18 protein-coding genes are annotated in these 20,523 nt (G+C 64.6%); 8 read left to right on the top strand and 10 right to left on the bottom strand.

The features are described 5' to 3' along the window. The first annotated feature begins 30 nt into the window (after positions 1–30). From KNJ79_RS21010 to KNJ79_RS20980, 7 genes are all read left to right on the top strand, one after another. On the top strand, positions 31–2,112 hold the full coding sequence (locus tag KNJ79_RS21010) for a ParB/RepB/Spo0J family partition protein (RefSeq protein WP_317154165.1): 2,082 nt from the start codon (positions 31–33) through the stop codon (positions 2,110–2,112). Positions 2,113–2,330: 218 nt separating this feature from the next. Next, complete coding sequence (locus KNJ79_RS21005; protein ID WP_317154164.1) at positions 2,331–3,929, top strand: hypothetical protein; 1,599 nt, start codon at positions 2,331–2,333, stop codon at positions 3,927–3,929. Between the two features lie 3 nt (positions 3,930–3,932). Further along, entirely contained in the window at positions 3,933–4,895 is a 963-nt protein-coding gene (locus KNJ79_RS21000; RefSeq protein WP_317154163.1) for a M28 family peptidase, read from the top strand. Positions 4,896–5,147: 252 nt separating this feature from the next. Then, positions 5,148–6,200 (top strand): DUF7146 domain-containing protein, encoded by a 1,053-nt coding sequence (locus tag KNJ79_RS20995; RefSeq protein ID WP_317154162.1) that lies wholly within the window; start codon positions 5,148–5,150, stop codon positions 6,198–6,200. A gap of 317 nt (positions 6,201–6,517) precedes the next feature. Continuing rightward, complete coding sequence (locus KNJ79_RS20990; RefSeq protein ID WP_317154161.1) at positions 6,518–7,459, top strand: DUF2493 domain-containing protein; 942 nt, start codon at positions 6,518–6,520, stop codon at positions 7,457–7,459. Positions 7,460–7,524: 65 nt separating this feature from the next. Further along, entirely contained in the window at positions 7,525–8,451 is a 927-nt protein-coding gene (locus KNJ79_RS20985) for a HEPN domain-containing protein (protein WP_317154160.1), read from the top strand. A gap of 227 nt (positions 8,452–8,678) precedes the next feature. After that, positions 8,679–9,593 carry an Abi family protein gene (locus tag KNJ79_RS20980; protein ID WP_317154159.1) on the top strand — a complete coding sequence of 305 codons (915 nt, stop codon included), beginning with the start codon at positions 8,679–8,681 and terminating at the stop codon, positions 9,591–9,593. A gap of 128 nt (positions 9,594–9,721) precedes the next feature. On the opposite strand, the gene KNJ79_RS20975 is transcribed toward KNJ79_RS20980, so the two are convergent. From KNJ79_RS20975 to KNJ79_RS20960, 4 genes are read right to left on the bottom strand one after another with little or no spacing between them, the layout of a single operon-like run. Beyond that, positions 9,722–10,138: a hypothetical protein gene (locus KNJ79_RS20975; RefSeq protein WP_011542785.1), complete on the bottom strand. Its 417-nt coding sequence runs from the start codon at positions 10,136–10,138 to the stop codon at positions 9,722–9,724. 33 nt (positions 10,139–10,171) lie between these two features. Then, positions 10,172–11,611 (bottom strand): mercury(II) reductase, encoded by a 1,440-nt coding sequence (gene merA, locus KNJ79_RS20970; protein ID WP_011542784.1) that lies wholly within the window; start codon positions 11,609–11,611, stop codon positions 10,172–10,174. Between the two features lie 10 nt (positions 11,612–11,621). Further along, the gene (gene merP / locus KNJ79_RS20965) at positions 11,622–11,906 is read right to left on the bottom strand and encodes a mercury resistance system periplasmic binding protein MerP (RefSeq protein ID WP_317154158.1); all 285 of its coding nucleotides are present in this window, start codon (positions 11,904–11,906) and stop codon (positions 11,622–11,624) included. Between the two features lie 11 nt (positions 11,907–11,917). After that, on the bottom strand, positions 11,918–12,289 hold the full coding sequence (locus KNJ79_RS20960) for a mercuric transporter MerT family protein (RefSeq protein WP_011542782.1): 372 nt from the start codon (positions 12,287–12,289) through the stop codon (positions 11,918–11,920). 74 nt (positions 12,290–12,363) lie between these two features. Between KNJ79_RS20960 and KNJ79_RS20955 the strand changes: the two genes are divergently transcribed. After that, complete coding sequence (locus KNJ79_RS20955) at positions 12,364–12,819, top strand: MerR family transcriptional regulator (RefSeq protein ID WP_011542781.1); 456 nt, start codon at positions 12,364–12,366, stop codon at positions 12,817–12,819. 121 nt (positions 12,820–12,940) lie between these two features. Here the strand turns inward: KNJ79_RS20955 and KNJ79_RS20950 are convergent, their stop codons facing one another. The 6 genes from KNJ79_RS20950 to KNJ79_RS20925 form a co-directional block, all read right to left on the bottom strand. Next, a complete protein-coding gene (locus KNJ79_RS20950; protein ID WP_317154157.1) occupies positions 12,941–13,867 on the bottom strand; it encodes a cation diffusion facilitator family transporter in 927 nt (308 codons plus the stop codon). Further along, complete coding sequence (locus KNJ79_RS20945) at positions 13,854–14,231, bottom strand: DUF190 domain-containing protein (protein ID WP_317154156.1); 378 nt, start codon at positions 14,229–14,231, stop codon at positions 13,854–13,856. The genes KNJ79_RS20950 and KNJ79_RS20945 overlap by 14 nt, the downstream gene beginning before the upstream one ends. Beyond that, positions 14,224–17,481, bottom strand: a complete 3,258-nt coding sequence (locus tag KNJ79_RS20940) for an efflux RND transporter permease subunit (RefSeq protein WP_317154155.1) — start codon at positions 17,479–17,481, stop codon at positions 14,224–14,226. Before KNJ79_RS20940 ends, KNJ79_RS20945 begins: the two co-directional genes overlap by 8 nt. A 3-nt stretch (positions 17,482–17,484) precedes the next feature. Then, complete coding sequence (locus tag KNJ79_RS20935) at positions 17,485–18,642, bottom strand: efflux RND transporter periplasmic adaptor subunit (RefSeq protein WP_317154154.1); 1,158 nt, start codon at positions 18,640–18,642, stop codon at positions 17,485–17,487. Between the two features lie 91 nt (positions 18,643–18,733). Next, a complete protein-coding gene (locus KNJ79_RS20930) occupies positions 18,734–20,038 on the bottom strand; it encodes a TolC family protein (RefSeq protein WP_317154153.1) in 1,305 nt (434 codons plus the stop codon). A gap of 66 nt (positions 20,039–20,104) precedes the next feature. Next, positions 20,105–20,461, bottom strand: a complete 357-nt coding sequence (locus KNJ79_RS20925; RefSeq protein WP_317154152.1) for a hypothetical protein — start codon at positions 20,459–20,461, stop codon at positions 20,105–20,107. Positions 20,462–20,523 lie beyond the last annotated feature (62 nt).

Below are 20,523 nucleotides of genomic sequence, written 5' to 3'. Positions count from 1 at the left end.
TCTCTCGGCGGCCCGTCATGGAGAAGGCCCATGGCCAAATCGCTTCCGAAAATCACCCTCGCCCCGTCGCGCGACATTCCTCTCGACCGCTTGCGCCTGTCGCAGGCCAATGTGAGGCGCGTGAAGGCAGGCGTATCGCTCGATACGCTGGCGGCGGACATCGCCCGCCGCGGATTGCTCCAGAGCCTCAACGTGCGACCGCTGCTCGATGGCGAAGGGCAGGAAACGGGGCAGTTCGAAATTCCGGCCGGAGGCCGGCGCTTTCGCGCGCTCGAACTGCTGGTGAAGCAGAAAAGGCTCGCGAAGGACGCGCCGATCCCCTGTGTCGTGGGCGGTGCGGCCAATGACATACTCGCCGAAGAGGACAGCCTCGCTGAAAACAGCTTTCGCGAGGCGCTGCATCCGCTCGACGAATTTCGCGCGATGCAGGCGATGGTCGACAAGGACGCCGGCATCGAGGAAATCGCCGCGCATTTTCACACCACCCCCGCCGCGGTGCGCCAGCGCCTGAAGCTCGCCGGTGTCTCGCCCAGGCTGCACGCGCTTTACGCCGAAGAGGCGATGACGCTCGATCAGCTCATGGCCTTCACCATCGCCGAGGACCATGCGCAGCAGGAAGAGGTCTGGGACCAGCTCGAACATAGCTTCAACAAGTCGGCGACCTGGATCCGCCAGAAGCTCACCGAGAACAGCGTTCGCGCGGGTGACAAAAGGGCCTGCTTCGTCGGTCTCGACACCTATCTCGAAGCGGGCGGCAGCATCGCGCGCGACCTGTTCGAATCCGATGGCGGCGGCTGGCTCACCGACCCCGCGCTTCTCGACCGGCTCGTCGATGCCAAGCTGAAAGCCGAGGGCGCGCGCATCCTCGCCGAGGGCTGGAAATGGGTGACGACCGCGATCGACCTGCCGTGGGACGCGACGCGCGGGTTTCGCGAGATCGACCGCGAAGAGGTCGCGATGACCGAAGCGGAAGCAGCCCGCGTCGCCGAGCTTGAAGCCGAAGGTGAGGAGCTCGGCGATGAATGGGCCGATGCGCACGACGTGCCCGACGACGTGCATGCGCGGATCGAGGCGATCGATGCCGAACTCGGTGCTTTGGTCGACCGTCCGCTGATCTTCGCTCCTGAGGACATGGCGACGGCGGGGGCATTCGTCTCGCTCGACCGCGATGGGTCGGTGCGCGTCGAGCGCGGCTTCGTGAAACCCGAGGATCAACTGCAGGAGGGACTCGGCGACGACAGCGCGTCGGGGCCGGGCGGCACCACGCGCTCCACCGGCAGCGATGGCGAACCCGTGAAGGCTCAGGATGACGCCGAAGGTGCCGAAGAAGCGGGCGGGCTGCGCCCGCTCCCCGACCGTCTCGTCTCGGACCTCACGGCCTGGCGCACCCTCGCGCTGCAGGACAGGGTCGCGCAAGACCCGGCGCTCGCTTTCGCCGCCGTTCTCCACGTCCTCGTGCTGGGCTGCTTCTACAGCTTCAGCCGCGAATGCTGTGTCCAGATCGCGGCGAACCGGGTCTCCTTTTCCAATGCCCCGAGCGGTTTGCGCGACTGCGCGCCCGCGCAGGCGATCGACGCGCGCGCAGCGGCATGGAAGGATCGGCTGCCGCAGTCGGACAAGGAAGTGTGGAGCTTTCTGCTCACCCTCGATGGGGAGGAGCAGTCGCAGCTCCTGGCGCATTGCGCGTCGCTCTGCATCAACGCCCAGGCCGAGGTCGTTCCCAAATATGACAATGGCCGCATCTCGGCGCATGGCGTCGAGCGCCGCATAGCCCACAGCCATGTCCTCGCGCTGGCTGCGGGGCTCGATGTGCATGGCGCGGGGTGGCGGCCGACCGCGGCAGGCTATTTCAGCGGTGTGACCAAGCCGCAGATCCTCGCCGATGTCGCCGAGGCGCGCGGCGACGAAGCTGCCCAGATGATCGGCCATCTCAAGAAAGCCGACATGGCCCGCGAGGCCGAGCGGCTGGTCGAAGAAACGACCTGGCTCCCGGCGCCGATGCGAACGCCGGGTCTGGACGACTTCGATCCGGACGGCGGTGAAACGGCGGTGCCCGTCGATGCCGACGAGGGCGATCCCTGCGACGCCGAACTGCCCGTCGCGGCCGAGTGAGCCATCTGGCGGGGGCGCATCCCCCGCCGGATATCCTTCACGGCGCAGCCGCATCCGGGAAAGTCGCCCTTTGACGGCTTGACGCGATCCGGGGCCGGTCACGGCCCGCAGTCCGGACGCTGACCCCGACCCTCGCTGACCCTGCGCCACCCCAACAGCAATGCGGCCCGTGCTCGCTCCTCTTCGGGGCTCGCGCGCGGCTGCGCGGAGTCCCATCCATGGCACAGTTTCAAATCCTTTGCCCGCACTCGGAAGCCGAGTGGCGGCCGGTCACGATTGAATTCCTTTTCGCACCCAATGGCGACCAGCAATATCTCTGGCCCTCCTTCGACGAAGCCGAAGCCGCGCGGAAGCAGCTTCTCCTCCGCGCGCCCGATGCGCAGCTCCGTATCGCGCTCGCGGGCGCCGAGATCGGCGACGTCGACTGGCCGGTCCGCGAAAAGCTGCGCTTCGCCGACGGCACCTATGCGCCGACGCCCTGGCACGAGGAGCCCTGGTACCAGGAAAAGCACGAAGAGCATTTCTGCCATGTCTCGACCGAGCAGGCGGGCAAGATCGCTTTCACCGAGAATGCCGCGAAGGGTGAGGTCGACCGGCAGCTCGTCATGTCGCCGGGCCGCTATCTTCATCGCTTCTTTTCGGCCCATCTCGACAACAATGCGATCGAGGGCTGGTGCGCCCGGCTCTCGGTTCAACTCGCGGAAGATGCGCTCAAGATCACGCAGGACGCCGACGAAATCGAGGAGGTTTATGTCGGCGGTCCCGGCAGCTGCATGTCGCACGGCGCGAGCGACTTCGAGAGCTATTGCCATCCGGTGCGCGTCTATGCCGGTCCCGACACGGCGCTCGCCTATATCGGCGCCCGCGACGATGCCCGCGCGCGCAGCGTGGTGTGGCCCGAGCTCAAAATCTACACCAGCATCTATGGCGATGTATCGCGGCTCAAGCTGCTGCTCGAAAATGCGGGGTACGCCAAGGGCAGCCTCAACGGCGCCCGCATCAGGCGCCTTGTCGACGGCGGCAGCTTCGTCGTTCCCTATATCGATGCGGGCGATGACCTCGCCGACGACGGCGAATATCTCATCATTGGTCATGGTGAGATTCCGTCCGAGAATACCAACGGACTGGGGGACCGATGCTGGTACTGCCCGCGGTGCGACCGCGAAACGACGCCGCATGAGGAAGTGTATTTCGGCGACGGCTCGTCGGAAGAATGGTGCTATAATTGCTTCACCGATCACACGGTCTTCTGCGCGCATAATGAGCGCAGCTACAGCGATGCCGAAACCTTCATCACGGTGCTCGCCGATGGCGACGAGCATGACGTGCTTGACGGTTATGTCGAGGCCTTCGGTGCGGTCTATCTCGAAGATCGCGGCGAATGGTGGCTAGCGACCTGCTGCCGGAAATGCGACGCGTCGGGCGAATGGTATCATGCGGCCGATCTCATCGAATATCACGGTGAATGGCTTTGCGCCGAATATCTGCCCGATCCTGTCGACGATGACGATCCGGCGCTCGCCAATGCCCATGTCCTCGCGCGCGATTGGTTTCTTTACGAAATGTCCGCGATCGAACTCGAGGTCGCCAAATGGCAGGCAGCCGGGGAGCGTGCCCGCGAAGAACGGCTGAGGCGCGAGCAAGAGGCGGCCGAACGCCTTCGCCGCGAAACGATGCAATCCCCGCCGCTCGAACCGTGCGCCTGCGGATGCGCCCACGGCAATTCTCCCGAAACGCCAGGCTTGGCCGATGGCCTCGCCCCCGCCGTCGCAGCGTCCGTGGCCGCGATGGCCATCCCTTGCCAGGCAGGAGCCTGATCCATGACCCATGACCTTGCAGGCCGCGCCGGCCTCCTCGAAATCCTGTCCTGGGCACGGCCCCATGACAGTGCGACCGAACGCGCCTTTTGCCGCGAATATCTCGATCCGGTACCCGGCATGCGCGCCGACGGCTTTGGCAACCGGATGCTGGAAATCGGCGATCGTCCGCGCACATTGTGGAGCTGCCATGTCGACACCGTCGCGGCCGTCGGCGGGCATCAGGCAGTGGGCGTCGACGAACATGGCATCGCGCAGCTGTGCGACGGCAAGGCGGGTATGTCGCTCGGCGCCGACGACGGCGCGGGGCTGTGGATCATGCTCGGCATGATCGCGGCCGCACGTCCGGGCTTCTACCTCTTCCATCGGGGCGAGGAGCAGGGTTGCCTCGGCTCGCGCTGGATCGAGCGCCATACGCCCGAACTGCTCGCGGACATCGACGCGGCGATCGCCTTCGACCGCGCCGGGCTTGGCGATGTCATCACCCACCAAAGCTATGGGCGGACATGCTCCGATGCCTTCGCGACCAGCCTTGCGGCGGCGCTCAACCGCCGGAATTCAGCGTTTCGCTATGCCCCCGACGACACGGGGGTTTACACCGACACCAACGAATATGCCGGTATCGTCCCCGAATGCACCAACCTGTCGGTGGGCTATCAGCGTCAGCATGGGCCGCGCGAGACGCTCGATGTCGTCCATTGCGAGCAATTGCTCGAAGCCATGCTCGAACTCGACGCGTCGCAGCTGGTGATCGAGCGCGATCCTTCCGTCCAGGAAGAGGTCGGCTGGTGGTTCGACCGCGGGCGCAGGCATGGCGACGATTTCGTCGAGGCGGTCGCCGATCACCCGGAACTTGCGGCCTGGATGCTCGAGCAATGCGGGGTCAGCTACGATGATTTCCAGATGGCGCTGTGGGCCGAGGAAATGGAGCATGACCCGGGTTATCGCCCGCTCATGCCGACCTGATGCACGGCATCCGCCGACTTAGACTGCGGGCCGATACAGTCCGCCATGTTTGGACTGGCTTCGACGCCGCCGGTTCCGCGGGTCCCGCCGCGGGATAGGCAGGCAGATCATGCTTGAATCTGAATCCCCGTTTGTGAGAAAATGACGCTCTACGCGCTGGCAGGGGCTGCCGGTGCCGAGCTGTCCGTGCGGATCGCCGATCGCCTTTCGATCGACATCTGCGCGGGCGCAAGGCCTTGGAAGGAGCCCCGCATGGAAAGTCCAGCCCGAGAATTGGCGCGCCGCCTTGCCGAAAATGCCGAGGCCGTCTGCCGCCACTATCTCCCCAACGGCCGCCGCGAAGGCCGCTACTGGCTTGTCGGCGATGTCCGGGGCACGCCGGGTCGCAGCCTTTACCTGTTGCTGTCGTCGTCCGGTGATGCGCGCGGCCGGGCGGGAAAATGGACCGATGCCGCGAGCGGCGAACATGGCGATCTGCTCGATGTCATCGCCGCCAGTTGCGGTCATGTCGATTTGCGCGAGACCCTCGCCGAGGCGCGGCGATTTTTGAGCATGCCGATGTCGATGCCGCAGCCAGCGGGGTCTCGATCGCGGCGATCGCGCAAGGCGTCGATGGGAACGCCTGCGGCGGCGCGGCGGCTTTGGGCTGCGTCGAAGCCGATCGCCGGGACGTTGGCCGCTGCTTATCTTGCATCGCGCGGGATCGATATTGACCCAGGCAATGGTGCCATCCGCTTTCATCCGCGCTGCTATTACCGGGCGTCGAGCGATGACGCTCCCGACGTCAGGACCGCCTGGCCGGCCATGATCGCAGCAGTGACCGACGAGACCGGCCAAATCGCGGGCGTCCATCGTACCTGGCTCGGTCCGGCGGGCGGCAAGGCGCCCGTCGCCTGTCCCCGCCGCGCGCTGGGCAATCTGCTTGGGCATGGCGTGCGGTTCGGACCCGCTGCGGACGTCATGGCCGCTGGCGAAGGTATCGAGACGATCCTGTCGCTACGCGAGGTGCTGCCCGGCATGCCGATGATCGCCGGTCTGTCGGCGGCGCATCTTGCCGCCATCCATTTCGCCGAACCGCTGCGCCGTCTCTATGTCGCGCGCGACAATGACGCTGCCGGGTCCTGGGCAATGAAGACCTTGATTGAGCGCGCCGAGCCACTCGGGATCGTGATCGTCCCGCTCGATCCGCGGCTCGACGATTTCAACAGCGATCTTGTTCGGATGGGCCGGGAAGAAATGGCGGCCCGGCTTCGCGCCCGGCTGATGCCGCTCGATGCGGCCCGCTTCCATGTCCGAAATATATAGTGCTATTTCGGACATCGCGATCACCGCTTCATCTAACGTCCGACCGCTTTGGCTATTGCTTCCCTGTGGAAGCCGCGCCTCCGGCCTTCGCTGGAGGGCGACTGCGGCGGCGGGAGCGGGCGTCGCAATGGCGGATGCACGGCTATTTTCCGCCGGGGCTGCGCCCCTTTGCATCGCGAAACAAAATAGCCGCACCCTCGCCATCCTCCGCTGGCGCTTCGGCCGCGCGTGCCGCGCGGTGCGGACCCGCACCCCCCGCCGCGGGGGCGTCGCCGCGAAGGCCGCGAGAGGCGCGGCCACCAGAACCGAGGCACCACATGACTGACCTTTCCGACTTTTCCGAACGTAGCGAGCCCGATGAGCCCTGCGCCAGCGCACATCTCCTCCAGGAGATGCAGCTCTACGGCTATCGCCCCTTCGAGGACGAACCCGACGGGCGGCCGCTTCCCGATGACCGGCTCGCCGGCGGCGCCGTTGCCGACATCTTCGATGCACTCGCGGGGTGCCTCGTCGAAACGCGGATCGAACCCGATCTCGAAGATTTGCTCTGGGGCGTCGTCAATCTCTTCCACGGCGCGGGCACGCGGATCGAGCGCGAGCTCGACCGCAACGAGGCGGCGCAGCGCGATCTCCAGCGCGAGCAGGATGGCAGCGAAATCCGCTCGGTCGAACTCGAACGTGCGATCGCGGAGGGCATCACCTTGATCGAGCGGCGCGACGCCATGGAATTTTTCCGCGAATGTGCTGCCGAACATTATCGCATCCATGCCCGCAAGGCCTGGATCCCGCGCACCGGATCGCGCATCCGCCATCAGACGATGACCGCGGCGATAATCGACAGCCGCGACTTCATGGACCGCCGCCTCCGCGAAAAGGCCAAGGCGCTGATCCCCGAGGGCACGCGCATCGCCTTCAGCGGTGGGCCGTCATGCAACGATCATCGGCATATCTGGTCGGCGCTCGACAAGGTTCATGCCCGTCATGCCGACATGGTCCTGCTCCACGGCGCAACCCCGACCGGCGCCGAACGCGCTGCTGCCTGCTGGGCCGATGCGCGAAAAGTGCCGCAGGTGCCATTCCAACCCGACTGGAACCGCCATCGCAAGGCAGCGCCCTTCAAGCGAAACGAGCGCATGATCGACGCCATGCCCGCCGGGCTTATCGTCTTCTCGGGCACAGGCATCCAGGACAATCTCGTCGACAAGGCGCGCGCATTCGGCATTCCGGTGTGGGACTTCCGCATCCGCGAGGCTCCATGAGGTGTCGATCTGGACCCGACCATGCTTGCCATCGGGCGAGCTTGTGACCACAGAAGGAAGGAACGATGCGTAACGATCTCGATCATCTTCCGGCAAGCAAGCAGCGCGAACTCGAGCGCGTGAAGGCGATCATCTTCGAAGAATTCGAAAATGCCGTCGCGCTTTCGACGATGGGCTGGAAGAAGAAGGGCCGGATCGACAAGATCATCCTCTACGGAAGTTATGCCCGCGGAGGCTGGGTCGACGAGCCGCACACGGCGAAGGGCTATCGCTCGGACTTCGATCTGCTCATCATCGTCAACGACAAGCGCCTCACCGACAAGATCGACTTTTGGTCCAAGCTCGAGGATCGGCTGACCCGCGAGCTTGCGATCGACAAGACGCTGCACACGCCGGTGAATTTCATCGTTCACACCCTGCAGGAGGTGAACGACGGGCTGGCGCATGGGCGCTATTTCTTCATGGACGTCGCGCGCGACGGGATCGCGCTCTACGAATATGACGATAAGGAATTGCACACGCCGAAGCCGAAGACGCCTGAGCAGGCGCTGGCGATGGCGCGCGAGTATTTTGAGGAGTGGATGCCTCAGGCAAACGCATTCTTCAAAATGCATGAGGCAGGACGCGCCGAAGGCGCATTCAAGCAGGCGTCATTTGTTCTTCATCAAGCGGCGGAGAGCCTTTATCATTGCGTCCTATTGGTGTGCACTTTCTACACTCCGCACGTTCACAATCTTGGCTTCCTGCGAACGCAGGCGGAACGAATCGACATGCGGTTGGTGGACGCATGGCCCCGCGCGTTGAAGGCCGATCGCTCACGCTTCGAGAAGCTGAAAGAGGCTTATGTGAAGGCTCGCTACTCGAAACATTATCGCATCAGCGAGGCGGACCTGCTGTGGCTCGCTGCGCATGTCGAGGAGCTCGGCCGGGCGGTGCATGCGATTTGTTCGGAGCGCATCGCCGAACTGGAGGCTCGTATTCCGGCGGCTTGATGTGCAGTGGCGGCCCTTGGCAGGGCCTTTGGGCGTGCCTTCCTTTGTCCGGATGATGTCGGGGTGGAAGGGTCCTATTTCGTGTTGCGCTGCAACGCTTGTTATTGATTTGTTCGCTTGCCTACCCTATGTGGGTATCAATCGCACCCGCCCGGCCTCTGTCCGCAAGGATATGCACACTGGGCGGGTCTTTTATTTTGGGCGCCGTTGACGCATGACGATGGTCAATGTCACGCGCCTATTCCAAACCGACTCTCACCTACACCCAGCAAATCGCTCACCTCCGGGCAAACGGCATGATCGTTGCCGACGAGCCGGCGGCCGAGGCGTGGCTCCGCCATGTGAGCTACTACCGGCTGAGCGCCTACTGGCTTTATTTCGAACATCCGAAGGGACAGGCGGGGCCGCGCTTTCTTCCGGGCACGACCTTCGAGCGCGTCACCGCACTCTATGATTTCGACCGGCTACTCCGGCGCCTCCTAATGCGCGGCACCGAGCATGTCGAAGTGGCCTTGCGCGGGAGTTGGGCATATCATCTCGCCGGGCTCGGCGACGGGCACAGCTATCTCGACGCCAGTCTTTATAGCGATCGCACCGATTATCATCTTCGCCTCTCGAAACTAGCCGGCGAAGTGGGGCGATCGAACGAGACCTATATCAAACATTATCGGCAAAACTACGATCTGCCCGCTTTGCCGCCGGTCTGGATGGTCGCCGAAATGATGTCCTTCGGCCACCTTTCGCGCTGGTATTCGAGCCTAGCAGACCGCGCTCTTCGAACACGAATTGCTGCGCCCCTCGGTCTGCCGGAGACCGTTCTGGTGCCCCTCATCCGCCATGTGACGGACATCCGAAATATCTGCGCGCATCACGGCCGGCTGTGGAACCGGGGCTTCCTTACGCCTCCGAAGCTCGCGCAAAAGCCCAAATCCCTACAGGCGACCATCGACCAGAATGCCACTCAGGCACCGGCGAAGCTTTACAACGGCATCTGCATGATCGGCCACGTCATCAATACCGTGGCGCCGGACTCGACCTGGCTTGCCGATGTGGCGGCGCACATCGTGACCCATCCCGAGGGCGATACGCGTTCGATGGGTTTTCCCGCGAACTGGCAGCAGCGGCCACTTTGGCAAGTCTGAGGCGCACGACAATCGGTCGGCTTTGCGCCCAAGCCCGGCCATTCACCGCCAGCGACGCGTGGCCCAAAACCAGTCGTTCGCAAATGGGCCATTATAGCAGTGGCCGGACGTCCGATCTCCCACGAAACCTAACAGCTGCGAGAAACGCCTTTATCTTTGGAACGCGAGAACTTGCCCCATGCCCGTTCGCTGCCCCACCACAGAGCGGCAAACCCGCCAAGCGTGACTCCGCCCAGAATACCCCAGCCATGTGGCCCCAGCGGCAGCATCCCAATCGCGTAGGCGACGACCAGTATCGCCATCCCAATCAGGAACGGTCCGGTGAAACGGCAATGAGTCCGGCCGCACCGTCTGGCGTTCATGATACAAGCCGCACCCATGGAGGCCAGCATGACGGTCCAGATGACCGCGCGGGGCGTAGGTTCCAGCCACATGGCGGCCAGCATGGCTAGGCCGGGAATAGCCCAGAGCCCGACAAGCGTGCGCCAGTTACCCGACCAATCCCCGGCGCCGCTGGCGGGATCGGAACCGCGCGGGCTACTCATGTCATCTCACCGCCGCGACGCGACCGAGCAATCTTATCCTGCACAGCAGGACAGCCTTTTCACATCCCGATCGAATGTCTGCGCAGCCAGCTTCAGTCCTTCGACCGTGGTCAGATAGGGGAAGATCATCTCCGCCAGATCGTCGATCGTGAGGCCGCAGCGGATCGCCATGGCGGCGGTCTGGATACTGTCCGCACCTTCCGGCGCCAAGATATGCGCGCCCAGCAGTTTGCGGGTCCGGCCATCCGCAACCAGCTTGATCAGGCCGCGCGTGTCGCGAGCCGCCAATGCGCGCGGAACATTCTCGAGCGGGAGGGTCGAGGTTCGCGTTGCATATCCTGCCGCGATAGCCTGCGCTTCGGTGAAGCCGACACTGGCTACCTGCGGATCGCTGAATACGACGGCCGGCATGGCCGAATTGTCGTACCGCAGGCTATCGCCGTTCAAGGCGTTCTTGGCGGCGATCTTTGCGCCATAGGCTGCCATGTAAACGAACTGGTCTCGGCCCGTCACATCGCCGGCGGCATAGACGCCGCGCACCGAGGTTCGCATATGGTCATCGACAATGATGGCACCGCTGAGCGTCTGCTTCACCCCTGCCTCGATGAGACCGAGGTCCTCCACATTCGGGGCGCGCCCGGTCGCTACGAGAAGGCGCTCCGCGACGATGGTTTCGGCGACCCCGTTGCGCAGGACGGTGAGCGCAGTGCCCCCTTCCGCCGTCTTGTGGGCCGACTGATAGGCGAGGTCGCCCAGAACCGTGATGCCTTCGCTCGAAAGATAGTCGGTCAGCGCGGCACCGATCTCCGGCTCCATATCGGGGAGAAGGCGGCTGCGGAAAACGAGCGTCACGTCGACGCCGGCGCGGGAGAACATCTGGGCGAGTTCCACACCGATATAGCCGCCCCCGAGGACGATCATCGATTTCGGCAACTCGGTCAGGTCGAGCGCGGTAGTGCTGTCGAGCGCATCGACGTCCGGAAGGCCCGGGATAGCCGGCACCGCCGGACGCGTACCTGTCGCAATCACGATCCGGTCAGCGGTGAACCGCCTTCCACCGGCCTCGACGCCATTTTCGACGAGCCGCGCCGTGCCTTCATGGTAGGCGATATTATTGTAGAGAGGCAGGAGATCCGCATATTTCGCCTGACGAAGGCCCGAGACGAGCGAGTCCTTTTCGGCGATCACCTTGCCCCAATCGGCCATTCGTGCCCCGGCCTCGACACCGTTGAACCGCATCGGCGCGGCATTCGCGTGGTGAATGCTCTCGACCGCGCGGATCAGCGCCTTGGAAGGAACGCAGCCGACGTTGACGCAGGTTCCGCCGATGGTGCCGGCACCGATAACGGCGACTTGGGCTCCTTGCTCCGCCGCGGTAATCGCGGCCGAGAACCCAGCCGAGCCGCCGCCCACGACGATAAGGTCGTACTTCTTGGCCTGAGAGCCGTCGCCCCGATTGCAGCAATCACTCATGATACGACTTTCACTTGCGGACTCGGGAAGGGTAGCCAGCGTTGGTGGTCGCCGCGATCAACGCCGCGGTGCTGGTCTTGGCGTCGTCATAGGTGACCGTCGCGGTATGCGTTTTGGCCGACACTTCGACAGCGGTCACGCCGGGTACGCGCGACAGGCTCTTTTTGACGGTGGGAGCGCAGGTCACGCAGGTCATGTTCTCGACCGCCAAGGTGGTGGTCCGGATTGCGGCAAAGGCCGGCCCGGATGCGAACAGCGCAGCCGCGGCCGCGAACAGGGTAAGCTTCTTCATCATGGTCTCCTTGTTCAAAGGTCGAGGAATAGGGGGGCGAGATAGGGGAAGAGGACGGCGAGTCCGATCAGCGCCGTTGCAAGCCACAAGGCCGTCTTTGCCAAGCGGTTGGAGGAAGGCGTGCCGCACTCGCCCTCGGCGCAGACCACGCGCGGCTGACGATAGATCCGCCAGAACCCGGCGGCCAGGAAGGCGATCGCCACCGCCAGGAAGATGGGCTGATAGGGGGCGAGCGCGGTCAGGTTGCCGATCCATGCGCCACTGACGCCCAGTGTGAAGAGCACTAGCGGGACGATGCAGCAAGAGGCCGCGCCGAGCGCGCCCAGACTTCCTCCAACAATCGCTATCCACGCACCACGTCTGGAAGCCGTTTTCGGCTGGGTCATTTTCTGTTCTCCGAATCACGTTGTTGACCCTAGATAGGATCTGTAGCGGCTACAGGTTCAAGAGGTATTTCAGCATGGATCGGAAAAATCTGCAGGACACAGCGCCCCGGCTCCCCATCGGAGCACTGTCGCGGCGCACCGGATGCAACATCGAGACGATCCGCTATTATGAGAAAATTGGCCTGCTCTCCGCGCCTGCGCGCAGCGACGGCGGTCACCGGCTCTATGGCTATGGTCATCTCATGCGGCTCGGCTTTGTGCGGCGCGCGCGGGAACTGGGCTTCACGCTGGACGAGATCCGCGCGCTGCTTCGGCTGGCCGAGGACCGCGATCGCCCATGCACCGAAGCGCGCGAGGTCGCCGTGGTCCATCTGACCGACATTCGTACCAAGATCGCGGATCTTCAGGCCATGGAGTCGGTGCTTGCCGAAACCGTCGTGCGATGCGCGGATGGCAAGACCCCGGAATGCCCGCTGCTGGAAACGCTATTCGGTTCGATCGATCCGTCTGCCCGGCCTCCTGCCGGCTAGCCGCCGTCGGCCAGCACAGACCAATGTCGGTTTTCGCAAGGACGACGCTTTGGCGAAGCTCAATGTCTGCTTCTTTCATTTTCAGTCCGAAAGCCGACAGGCTGGAAACGGCCAGAAAAACTTAAGGATGAGTTGCGTTCTCACAAGACGCTTCACCTGACTCCACCTGAAGCGTTATATGGTCGATGCCAAATTCTTCGATCAGCGTGTCGGCAACGCGGACCCGTAAATCCTGCTCATTTTCCGTCAGGTCGATGACGATATGCGCTGTCAGGCTCGCGTCATGACCCGCGATCGACCAAAGATGTAAGTCATGAACGCTTGCGACGCCGGGGACCGTCGCTATCGCGGCGCGCACCTCGTCGAGATCGACGCCGCGCGGCACACCCTGAAGCAGGATGTTGCTGGTGTCGCGCAGCAGGACCCAGGTGCGCGGCAGCACCCAAAGGCCGATTGCGATCGCGACAAGGGCATCGACCCAGGTCCAGCCAGTCGCCCAGATAATCGCAGCAGCAGCGATGACGCCGAGCGATCCCAGCATATCGGCCCATACCTCGAGATAAGCTCCCTTCACATTAAGGCTCTCGTCGCGCCCGCCCGCTAGAACGCGCATCGCGATGAGGTTGACCACCAAGCCGAACCCCGCAACCACAAGCATCCCGATCGATCCAACCGGCTGGGGGTCGAGGAAGCGTTGGATTCCCTCGTAAAGCACATAGGCAGCGATCGCGAACAGGAGCAGCGCGTTGAACGCCGCCGCGAGAATCTCGAAGCGTCTATAGCCATAGGTCCGCTTTTTGTCGGCGGGCCGCTGGCCTATGCGGATCGCGGCGAGCGCGATCCCCAGCGCCGCTGCATCGGTGAACATATGCGCTGCGTCCGAGAGCAGCGCGAGGCTGTTGAACAGCCACGCCCCGATCAGTTCTGCGAAGAGGAATGTTCCCGTGAGGGCGAGCGCGATCGCAAGGCTGCGAGCATTGGCTCCGGCGGTGTGATCGTGGCTATGCCCGCCCCCCGAAGCGTCGTCGCCATGATTATGGCCTGCCATTTTTGTCTCCTCTCTCTTGGCTAACGCCGTCGTCGCGGTTCAGATGCGCCGACTTGCCGCCAAGTAGTTCGATTGCCTCGAGCGTGATCAGCCCGATGTCGCTCAAATCGGCGATGCGCGCCGCGAAATCGCGGAGCCGTGCCTCTTCGTCGATGATCTCGATCACGACAGCGCGGTCGTTTTCAAGCGCATGGCGCCGGTGGACGTGGGCCGCGCGGCCGAAGCCAAGCATTGCCTCGAGGATTGTCATCCCCGCCATCTGCTGCTCGCGCGCGAGCGCGGCGATGAATTCGAACAGGCGCTGATCGCCGAGATAGGCCGACTCATCGGTGTAGATGCGGAGCAATTTCGATGTCTTATTCATGATCCTCTCCATTTTGGGCGGGGGCAGTCTCGCGCGGTATCCACCGCATCTTTCGTCCACCCGGTCGCCAGTTCAGAACCACCTTGGCGATCGCGGGCAGCACAAGCAGCGTCAGCACGGTGGCGGCGATCAGGCCGCCGATCACCGTCGTTGCGAGCGGCTTCTGCACTTCGGCACCGGTGCCGGTCGCAAGCGCCATCGGCACGAAACCGATTGCGGGAACGAAGCCGGTCATGATTACCGCGCGCATTTTCTCGATCATGCCGTCGCGGATGGCCTCGTCGAGCGCCATCCCGCCTTCGATCCGTTCGCGGATCGCGGTCATCACGACAAGGCCATTGAGCACCGCGACGCCGGCAAGGCATATGAAGCCGACCGCCGCCGACACCGAGAAGTTGATCCGGGTGAGTGCGAGGGTGAATACGCCGCCGGCAAGGCCGAGCGGCACCGCGAGAAACACTGCGCCGGCGCGTCCGAAACTGCCCAGGGCAAGGTAGAGCAGCACGAAAATCCCTGCGAAGCAGAGCGGCACCATGATCGCGAGCCGGTTCGATGCGGCTTGCAGACTCTCGAACTGACCGCCCCATTCGAGATAATAGCCCGGGGGAAGCGGGACCTTGGCGATTTTTGCCCGCGCCTCGGCGACGAATGACCCGGCATCGCGGCCCTCGAGATTGACCTGCACAACAACCCTGCGCTTGCCATTTTCACGGCTGACCTGGTTGAGACCCTCGGTGTGCCGGATTCGCGCGACCTGCGCGAATGGCACCTGCTTGCGCACGCCGGCACCGGCGTCGGGGAGCAGCACGGGCAGCGCAGCAATGTCGTCGAGATTGCTGCGCGTCGCTTCGGGAACCCGAACAATGATGTCGAAGCGCCGGTCACCCTCGTAAAGCAGCCCCGATTCGCGTCCGCCAAGCGCCGCAGCGATAGTATCGGCCACTTCTTCGACGGTGAGGCCGTAGCGAGCGATTGCGGCGCGATCGAGCGCAACGTCGAGCGTCGGGGCGCCGCCGACCTGGTCGGCCTTGACGCTTCCGGCACCCGGAATCGTCTGGAGCACGCGGACCATCTCGTTCGCCGCTTGCGACATCTTGTCGAGATCGTCGCCGTAAAGCTTGATCGCAACGTCGCCGCGCACGCCCGCAATCAGTTCGTTGAAGCGTAATTCGATCGGCTGGCTGACTTCATAAAGCTGACCGAGCACCCCGCTCGCCGCCTTCTCGACCCGCGCGATAACGTCGGCCTTGGTCGTGACGCCGGCAGGCCATTGTTCCTGGGGTTTGAGAATGACGAAGCCGTCGGAGACGTTCGGCGGCATCGGGTCGGTGGCGACCTCGGCCGTTCCGGTCTTCGAGAACATGATGTCGACTTCGGGAAGGCTGCTGACGGCTTCTTCCACCTTGCGTTGCATTGCCAGCGACTGTTCCAGGCTGACCGAGGGGACACGCGTCGAAGCGAGCGCGAGATTCTTCTCGTCCAGCTTGGGAATGAACTCCGATCCCAACATCCCGAAGACCGGTATTGCGGCCAGGAAGAACAGGAGGCCCGCTCCGATGAACCGCCAGGGCCGCGCGATCGCCTTGTCGAGCAGCGGCCGATAACGATCCTTCGACTTGCGGATCAGCCAAACTTCCTTTTCGGCGACGCGCCCGCGAATGATGAGCGCGACAAGCGCCGGAACAAGCGTGATCGCGAGGATGAACGCCGCGATCAACGCAAGCATGATCGTAATCGCCATCGGCGAAAAGGTCTTGCCCTCGATCCCGGTGAACATCAGCAAGGGCGCAAAGGCGAGGAGGATGATCGCCTGGCCAAAGACGGTCGGCCTGATCATCTCCTGCGAGGCCCGCATGGTTTCTTCGAGCCGTTCGCGCAGTTCGAGCAGGCGACCTTCGGACTCCTGGCGGTGCGCGAGCCGCGCAAGGCAATTCTCGATGATAATCACCGCGCCGTCGACGATCAGGCCGAAGTCCAGCGCGCCGAGGCTCATGAGATTTCCGGGAACGCGAAAGGCGTTCATTCCCATCGCCATCATCAGGAAGGAAAAGGGGATGACGAGGACCGCGATGATCGCCGCGCGCCAGTTGCCGAGGAGCAGAAAGAGCGCCGCGGCCACGAGCAGCGCCCCTTCGGTCAGATTCTTTTCGACCGTTCCCACTGTCGCGTTGACCAGCTTCGCGCGGTCGAGGACGATCGCCACCTCGATGTCGGGGGGCAGTGTCTGCCTGACCTGGTCGATCTTTGCCGAGACATCCTCGGCGACCGTGCGGCTGTTCTCGCCGATCAGCATCAGCACAGTGCCGATCACCGCCTCCTTGCCGTTCATGCTGCCAGCGCCGGTCCTCAGATCGCCGCCGATCGTCACATCGGCGATCTGGCCGACCGTCACCGGCACCCCGCCGCGCGTCGCGACGACGGCATTTCGGATCTGGTCCGCCGAGCGCACCCGCGCATCGACGCGCACCAGATAGGCCTCGCCCGCGCGGTTATAGTAGTTGGCACCGACCGCGAGATTGGCCTTTTCCAGGGCTTCGCCGAGTTCGCTGTAGGATATCCCATAGCTGGTGAGCCGCGTCGGATCGGGCTCGACGACGAAGGTCTTGGCATAGCCGCCGATCGAATCGACTCCCGCCACGCCCTGGACTGATTTGAGCTGCGGACTGACGATCCAGTCCTGTACGGTGCGCAGATAGCCGGCAATGGCCACCTCGCTGGCGAGGAGGTCGCCCTCGGGCGTGAGATATCCACCGCCCGGCTGCCAGCCCGGTCGTCCAGCGACGGTCTTGGCGCCTTTGCCATCGGGGTGGGCATAGCCCACAGTGTACATGACCACTTCGCCAAGCCCGGTGGTTACGGGGCCGATCTGCGGCTGGACGCCGTCCGGAAGATTATCCTGCGCCTGCGACAGCCGCTCGCCGACCTGTTGCCTTGCGAAATAAAGGTCGGTCGAATCCTTGAAGATCGCGGTGACCTGGCTGAAGCCGTTGCGCGAGATCGAGCGCGTTGTTTCGAGGCCGGGAATTCCAGAGAGCGAAATTTCGATCGGATAAGTGACGAGCTTTTCGATCTCGACCGGTGAAAGCCGGGGGTCGACCGTGTTGATCTGGACCTGATTGTTCGTGATGTCGGGAACCGCATCGATCGGAAGCTTCGTCAATTGCCAGGCACCGAGGCCGGCAATGATGAGGAAGAGGAATAGGACCGCCCAGCGTGCGCGGACGGCAAGAGCCATCAGTCGTGCAATCATCGCTTATTCCTCCTCGCCCGCGCCCTTGCCGAGTTCGGCCTTGAGCAGAAATGCGTTGCGGGTGGCGATCATCGCGCCCGCTTTCAGTCCCGAGAGGATCTCGACCCGTCCCGCGCTCCGCTGGCCCACCGTCACGGGCCGCGCGCGAAAGCCCGTCTTGGTGCGAACGAACACCACGTCGCGACCCTCGAGCGTCTGGAGCGCGTCTTCGGCGATGGTGATGTGACCGGCTTCGGCGCCGGTCCCGCGTGACGGGAAGAGCCGCGCGCGCACCGCGAGCCCGGGCTGGAGATTGCCCACGACATCCAGCACCGCGGTCGCGGCGCGCGTGTCGCCGGCAAGGCCCGGCGTTATGGCGCGCACGCGGGCGTCGAGGCGGCGCCCGTCGGGCAGCTCGACGATGGCCTTGTCGCCGCTCGCGAGCCGCTCGGCATCGACGGGGGTCACCGGTGCGTCGACCTGGACGCGCGACGGGTCGGCGACGCGGAACAATTCGGTTTCGGGCTGGACGAAGGCGCCCAGGCTGACATTCTCGGCGGTCACGCGGCCCGAGATCGGGCTCGCGACGATGACGCTGCTGCCATCGCGTGAAACCTGCGCGGCGCTCGCGGCCGCGCGCGCGCGCCGCGCTTCGGCTGCGGCTGCCGCTGCTTCGGCTTGCGCCTGCTCATAATCGACGCGGGCCGACACTTTCTGCTCGAAAAGCGTGCGCTCACGCTCGAGGTTGCGCTGTGCAAGCGTCGCGCGGGCTTCGGCAGCGGTTCGATCGGCCGCGATCTGCGCCGCCTCGCGGCTCTGCACGATGGCCAGCGGCTCGCCCGCGCGAACGGGGTCGCCGAGCTGTTTGAAAAGCCGCGTCACAGCTCCGCCGGCGCGGGCGGTCACGACAGCCTCGCCGTTCGGCGTGGCCGTTATCGTCGCCTGCGACAATATCTCCGAACCGAGCCCGCCGGCTCTTACCGCCTCGACGCCCAGGTCAGCCGCCTCGATCGCCGCCGGGGTAATCGCGAGGCTGTCGGATAGGGCGTCATTTTCTTCGGCTTCGGCATTGGGTGCGGTAACGGGTTCGGCCGTGCATTTTGCCAGGGAAAAGCCGGCGGCGCCGGCAAGGGCGATGGCGCCGGCCACGGAGGCCAGCAGTCGCTTATCAGTAGTTATCATCGAGAATCTCCGGAAAGGTAGAAAGGGCCGCGCGGTAGGCAGCCCGAAATAGGGAAGGCGGCGTCGCCGCGGGCGCGTTGGGCCAATCGGCTCATGGCTGCTCACCGCCCGGAATCGCGGCAGCCTGACGTAGCAGGACCGCGCGCGCTTCGGCTCGGGCACGCCGCGCCGCGATCAGTGCGGCCTGTGTTTCCGCATAGGCCTGCTGTGCATCGAGATATTCGACGAGCGACGATTTGCCGGCCCGATAGGATAGCTCGGCAAGCCGCACCGCCTCGCGCGCCTGTTCGATCGCGCTGCCTTCAAGCGCGGCCAATCGCGCTTCGGCGCTCGCGAGTTGCGCTTCGCCATTGGCGATTTCTGCTTGGGCGGTCAGTATCGCATCGTCGCGCCGCGCCACCGACGCCGTGATGTCGGAGCGCGCCGCGGCGACATTGCCCTGGTTGCGATCGAAAATCGGCAATGGCAGCGATAGGCTGGCAACGAGCGCACGATCACCCGTCTCGCTGATCTGGCGCACCCCGACGCCGACGCTGGGATCGACACGGCCCTCGGCGCGTGCGCTGCCGAGCCGGGCTTCGGCGATCGCTCGTTGGGTCTCGGCAAGCCGCACATCGAGCGTCGTGCGGGGATCGATGGCTTCCGGCATCGCCGCGGGGTCGCTGTCGATCAATTCGGCGGGCGGCGTGTCCAAGCCGATGAGCGCTGCGAGCGAGCGCCGCGCGGTGCGCTCGGCGGCCTCGGCCGAACGCAGGTCGGCTACCGTCTGCACGAGCGCGGAATTGGCGCGCAGGGCGCGCAGCGGCGGCTCGTTCCCCGTATCGACCAGCGTCTGGGCGACGCGGGCCAGTTCGCGTGCGCGCACTTCATTCTCGCGAGCGAGGGCGAGCGTGTCGCGTGCGGCGATCGCATCGGCGAAACTATCGCGGATCGCGAGCGCGAGGTCGGCGCGCGCGATTTCGAGGCGGTATTGCGCAGCAATCAGTTCGGCATCAGCCAGCGTCATGCGCGCATGGCGGCGCTCGCCGAGATCGAGGCGCTGGTTGATCGCGACGGTCGTCTCGCGGCCGTTGAAGCCCGAATAGGCACCGGTGCCGGCGAAATTCTCGATCTCGACGCTGATCTCGGGATTGAAGCGAAAGGAGGACTGCCGACGGCGCCCTCTGGCGGCCTCGACCTCGGCCGCGGCGGCGGCGATACGCGGCGAGCGCGCGTCGGCAGCCTCGAGTGTCTGTGCCAGCGTGAGCCGCGCCGGCAGCGGCGTCGGCGCCATTGCCGCTCCCGGCGGCGTCGGCGGACCGACCGGCATTGGATCGGACGCCTGCGCAGCCGCAGGCGTAGCGTGCGACGAGGCCGCAAGCGCCGCGAGCGTCGCGGCGACAAATAGAAATCGCATGAAGGAAAAACTCCTGACGGTCGAAGGACGTGCGCCTCGGGAAAGGCAGGCGCGACCCCTGGATCGTCAGGCGATGGGTGGTCTGAAGGTTCCGAATACGGCGGCGGGCGGCAGCGCGGCCGAACGGGGCGGAAAGCGGCGGGATGAAAAGGCCAGCCGGATCGCGCCTGTCGCGTAATCCGCGGTTACGCCCGAATGATGTCCGTGACAGCCGTGGAATTTCTCGGACGATTGCTTGTCGCTATCGGGTGCATGATCGCCCGAAGCCTTTGCAGATGTCTGCGCTTGCGCCGGAGAATCGGCCTCGAAAGCGATCGCTGGGTCCATCCCGGCGACGGGCGCCTCGAAGGCATGCGCGCGTTCTTCCGTCACCGTGCCGATGAGGAAGAACAGGCTCGCCATGAAGATGACCAGGTGCCGCATATCGGGCGCGCATAGCAGCGGGCTGGTGGCTTGCAAAGAAGCGAGGCGAAATAAATCGAAAT

The organism is Sphingopyxis indica, from assembly GCF_032879645.1.
GTDB classification, from domain to species: domain Bacteria; phylum Pseudomonadota; class Alphaproteobacteria; order Sphingomonadales; family Sphingomonadaceae; genus Sphingopyxis; species Sphingopyxis indica.
The sequence above is the reverse complement of the archived record's forward strand: the minus strand, read 5'-3'. Positions and strand labels throughout refer to the sequence as shown.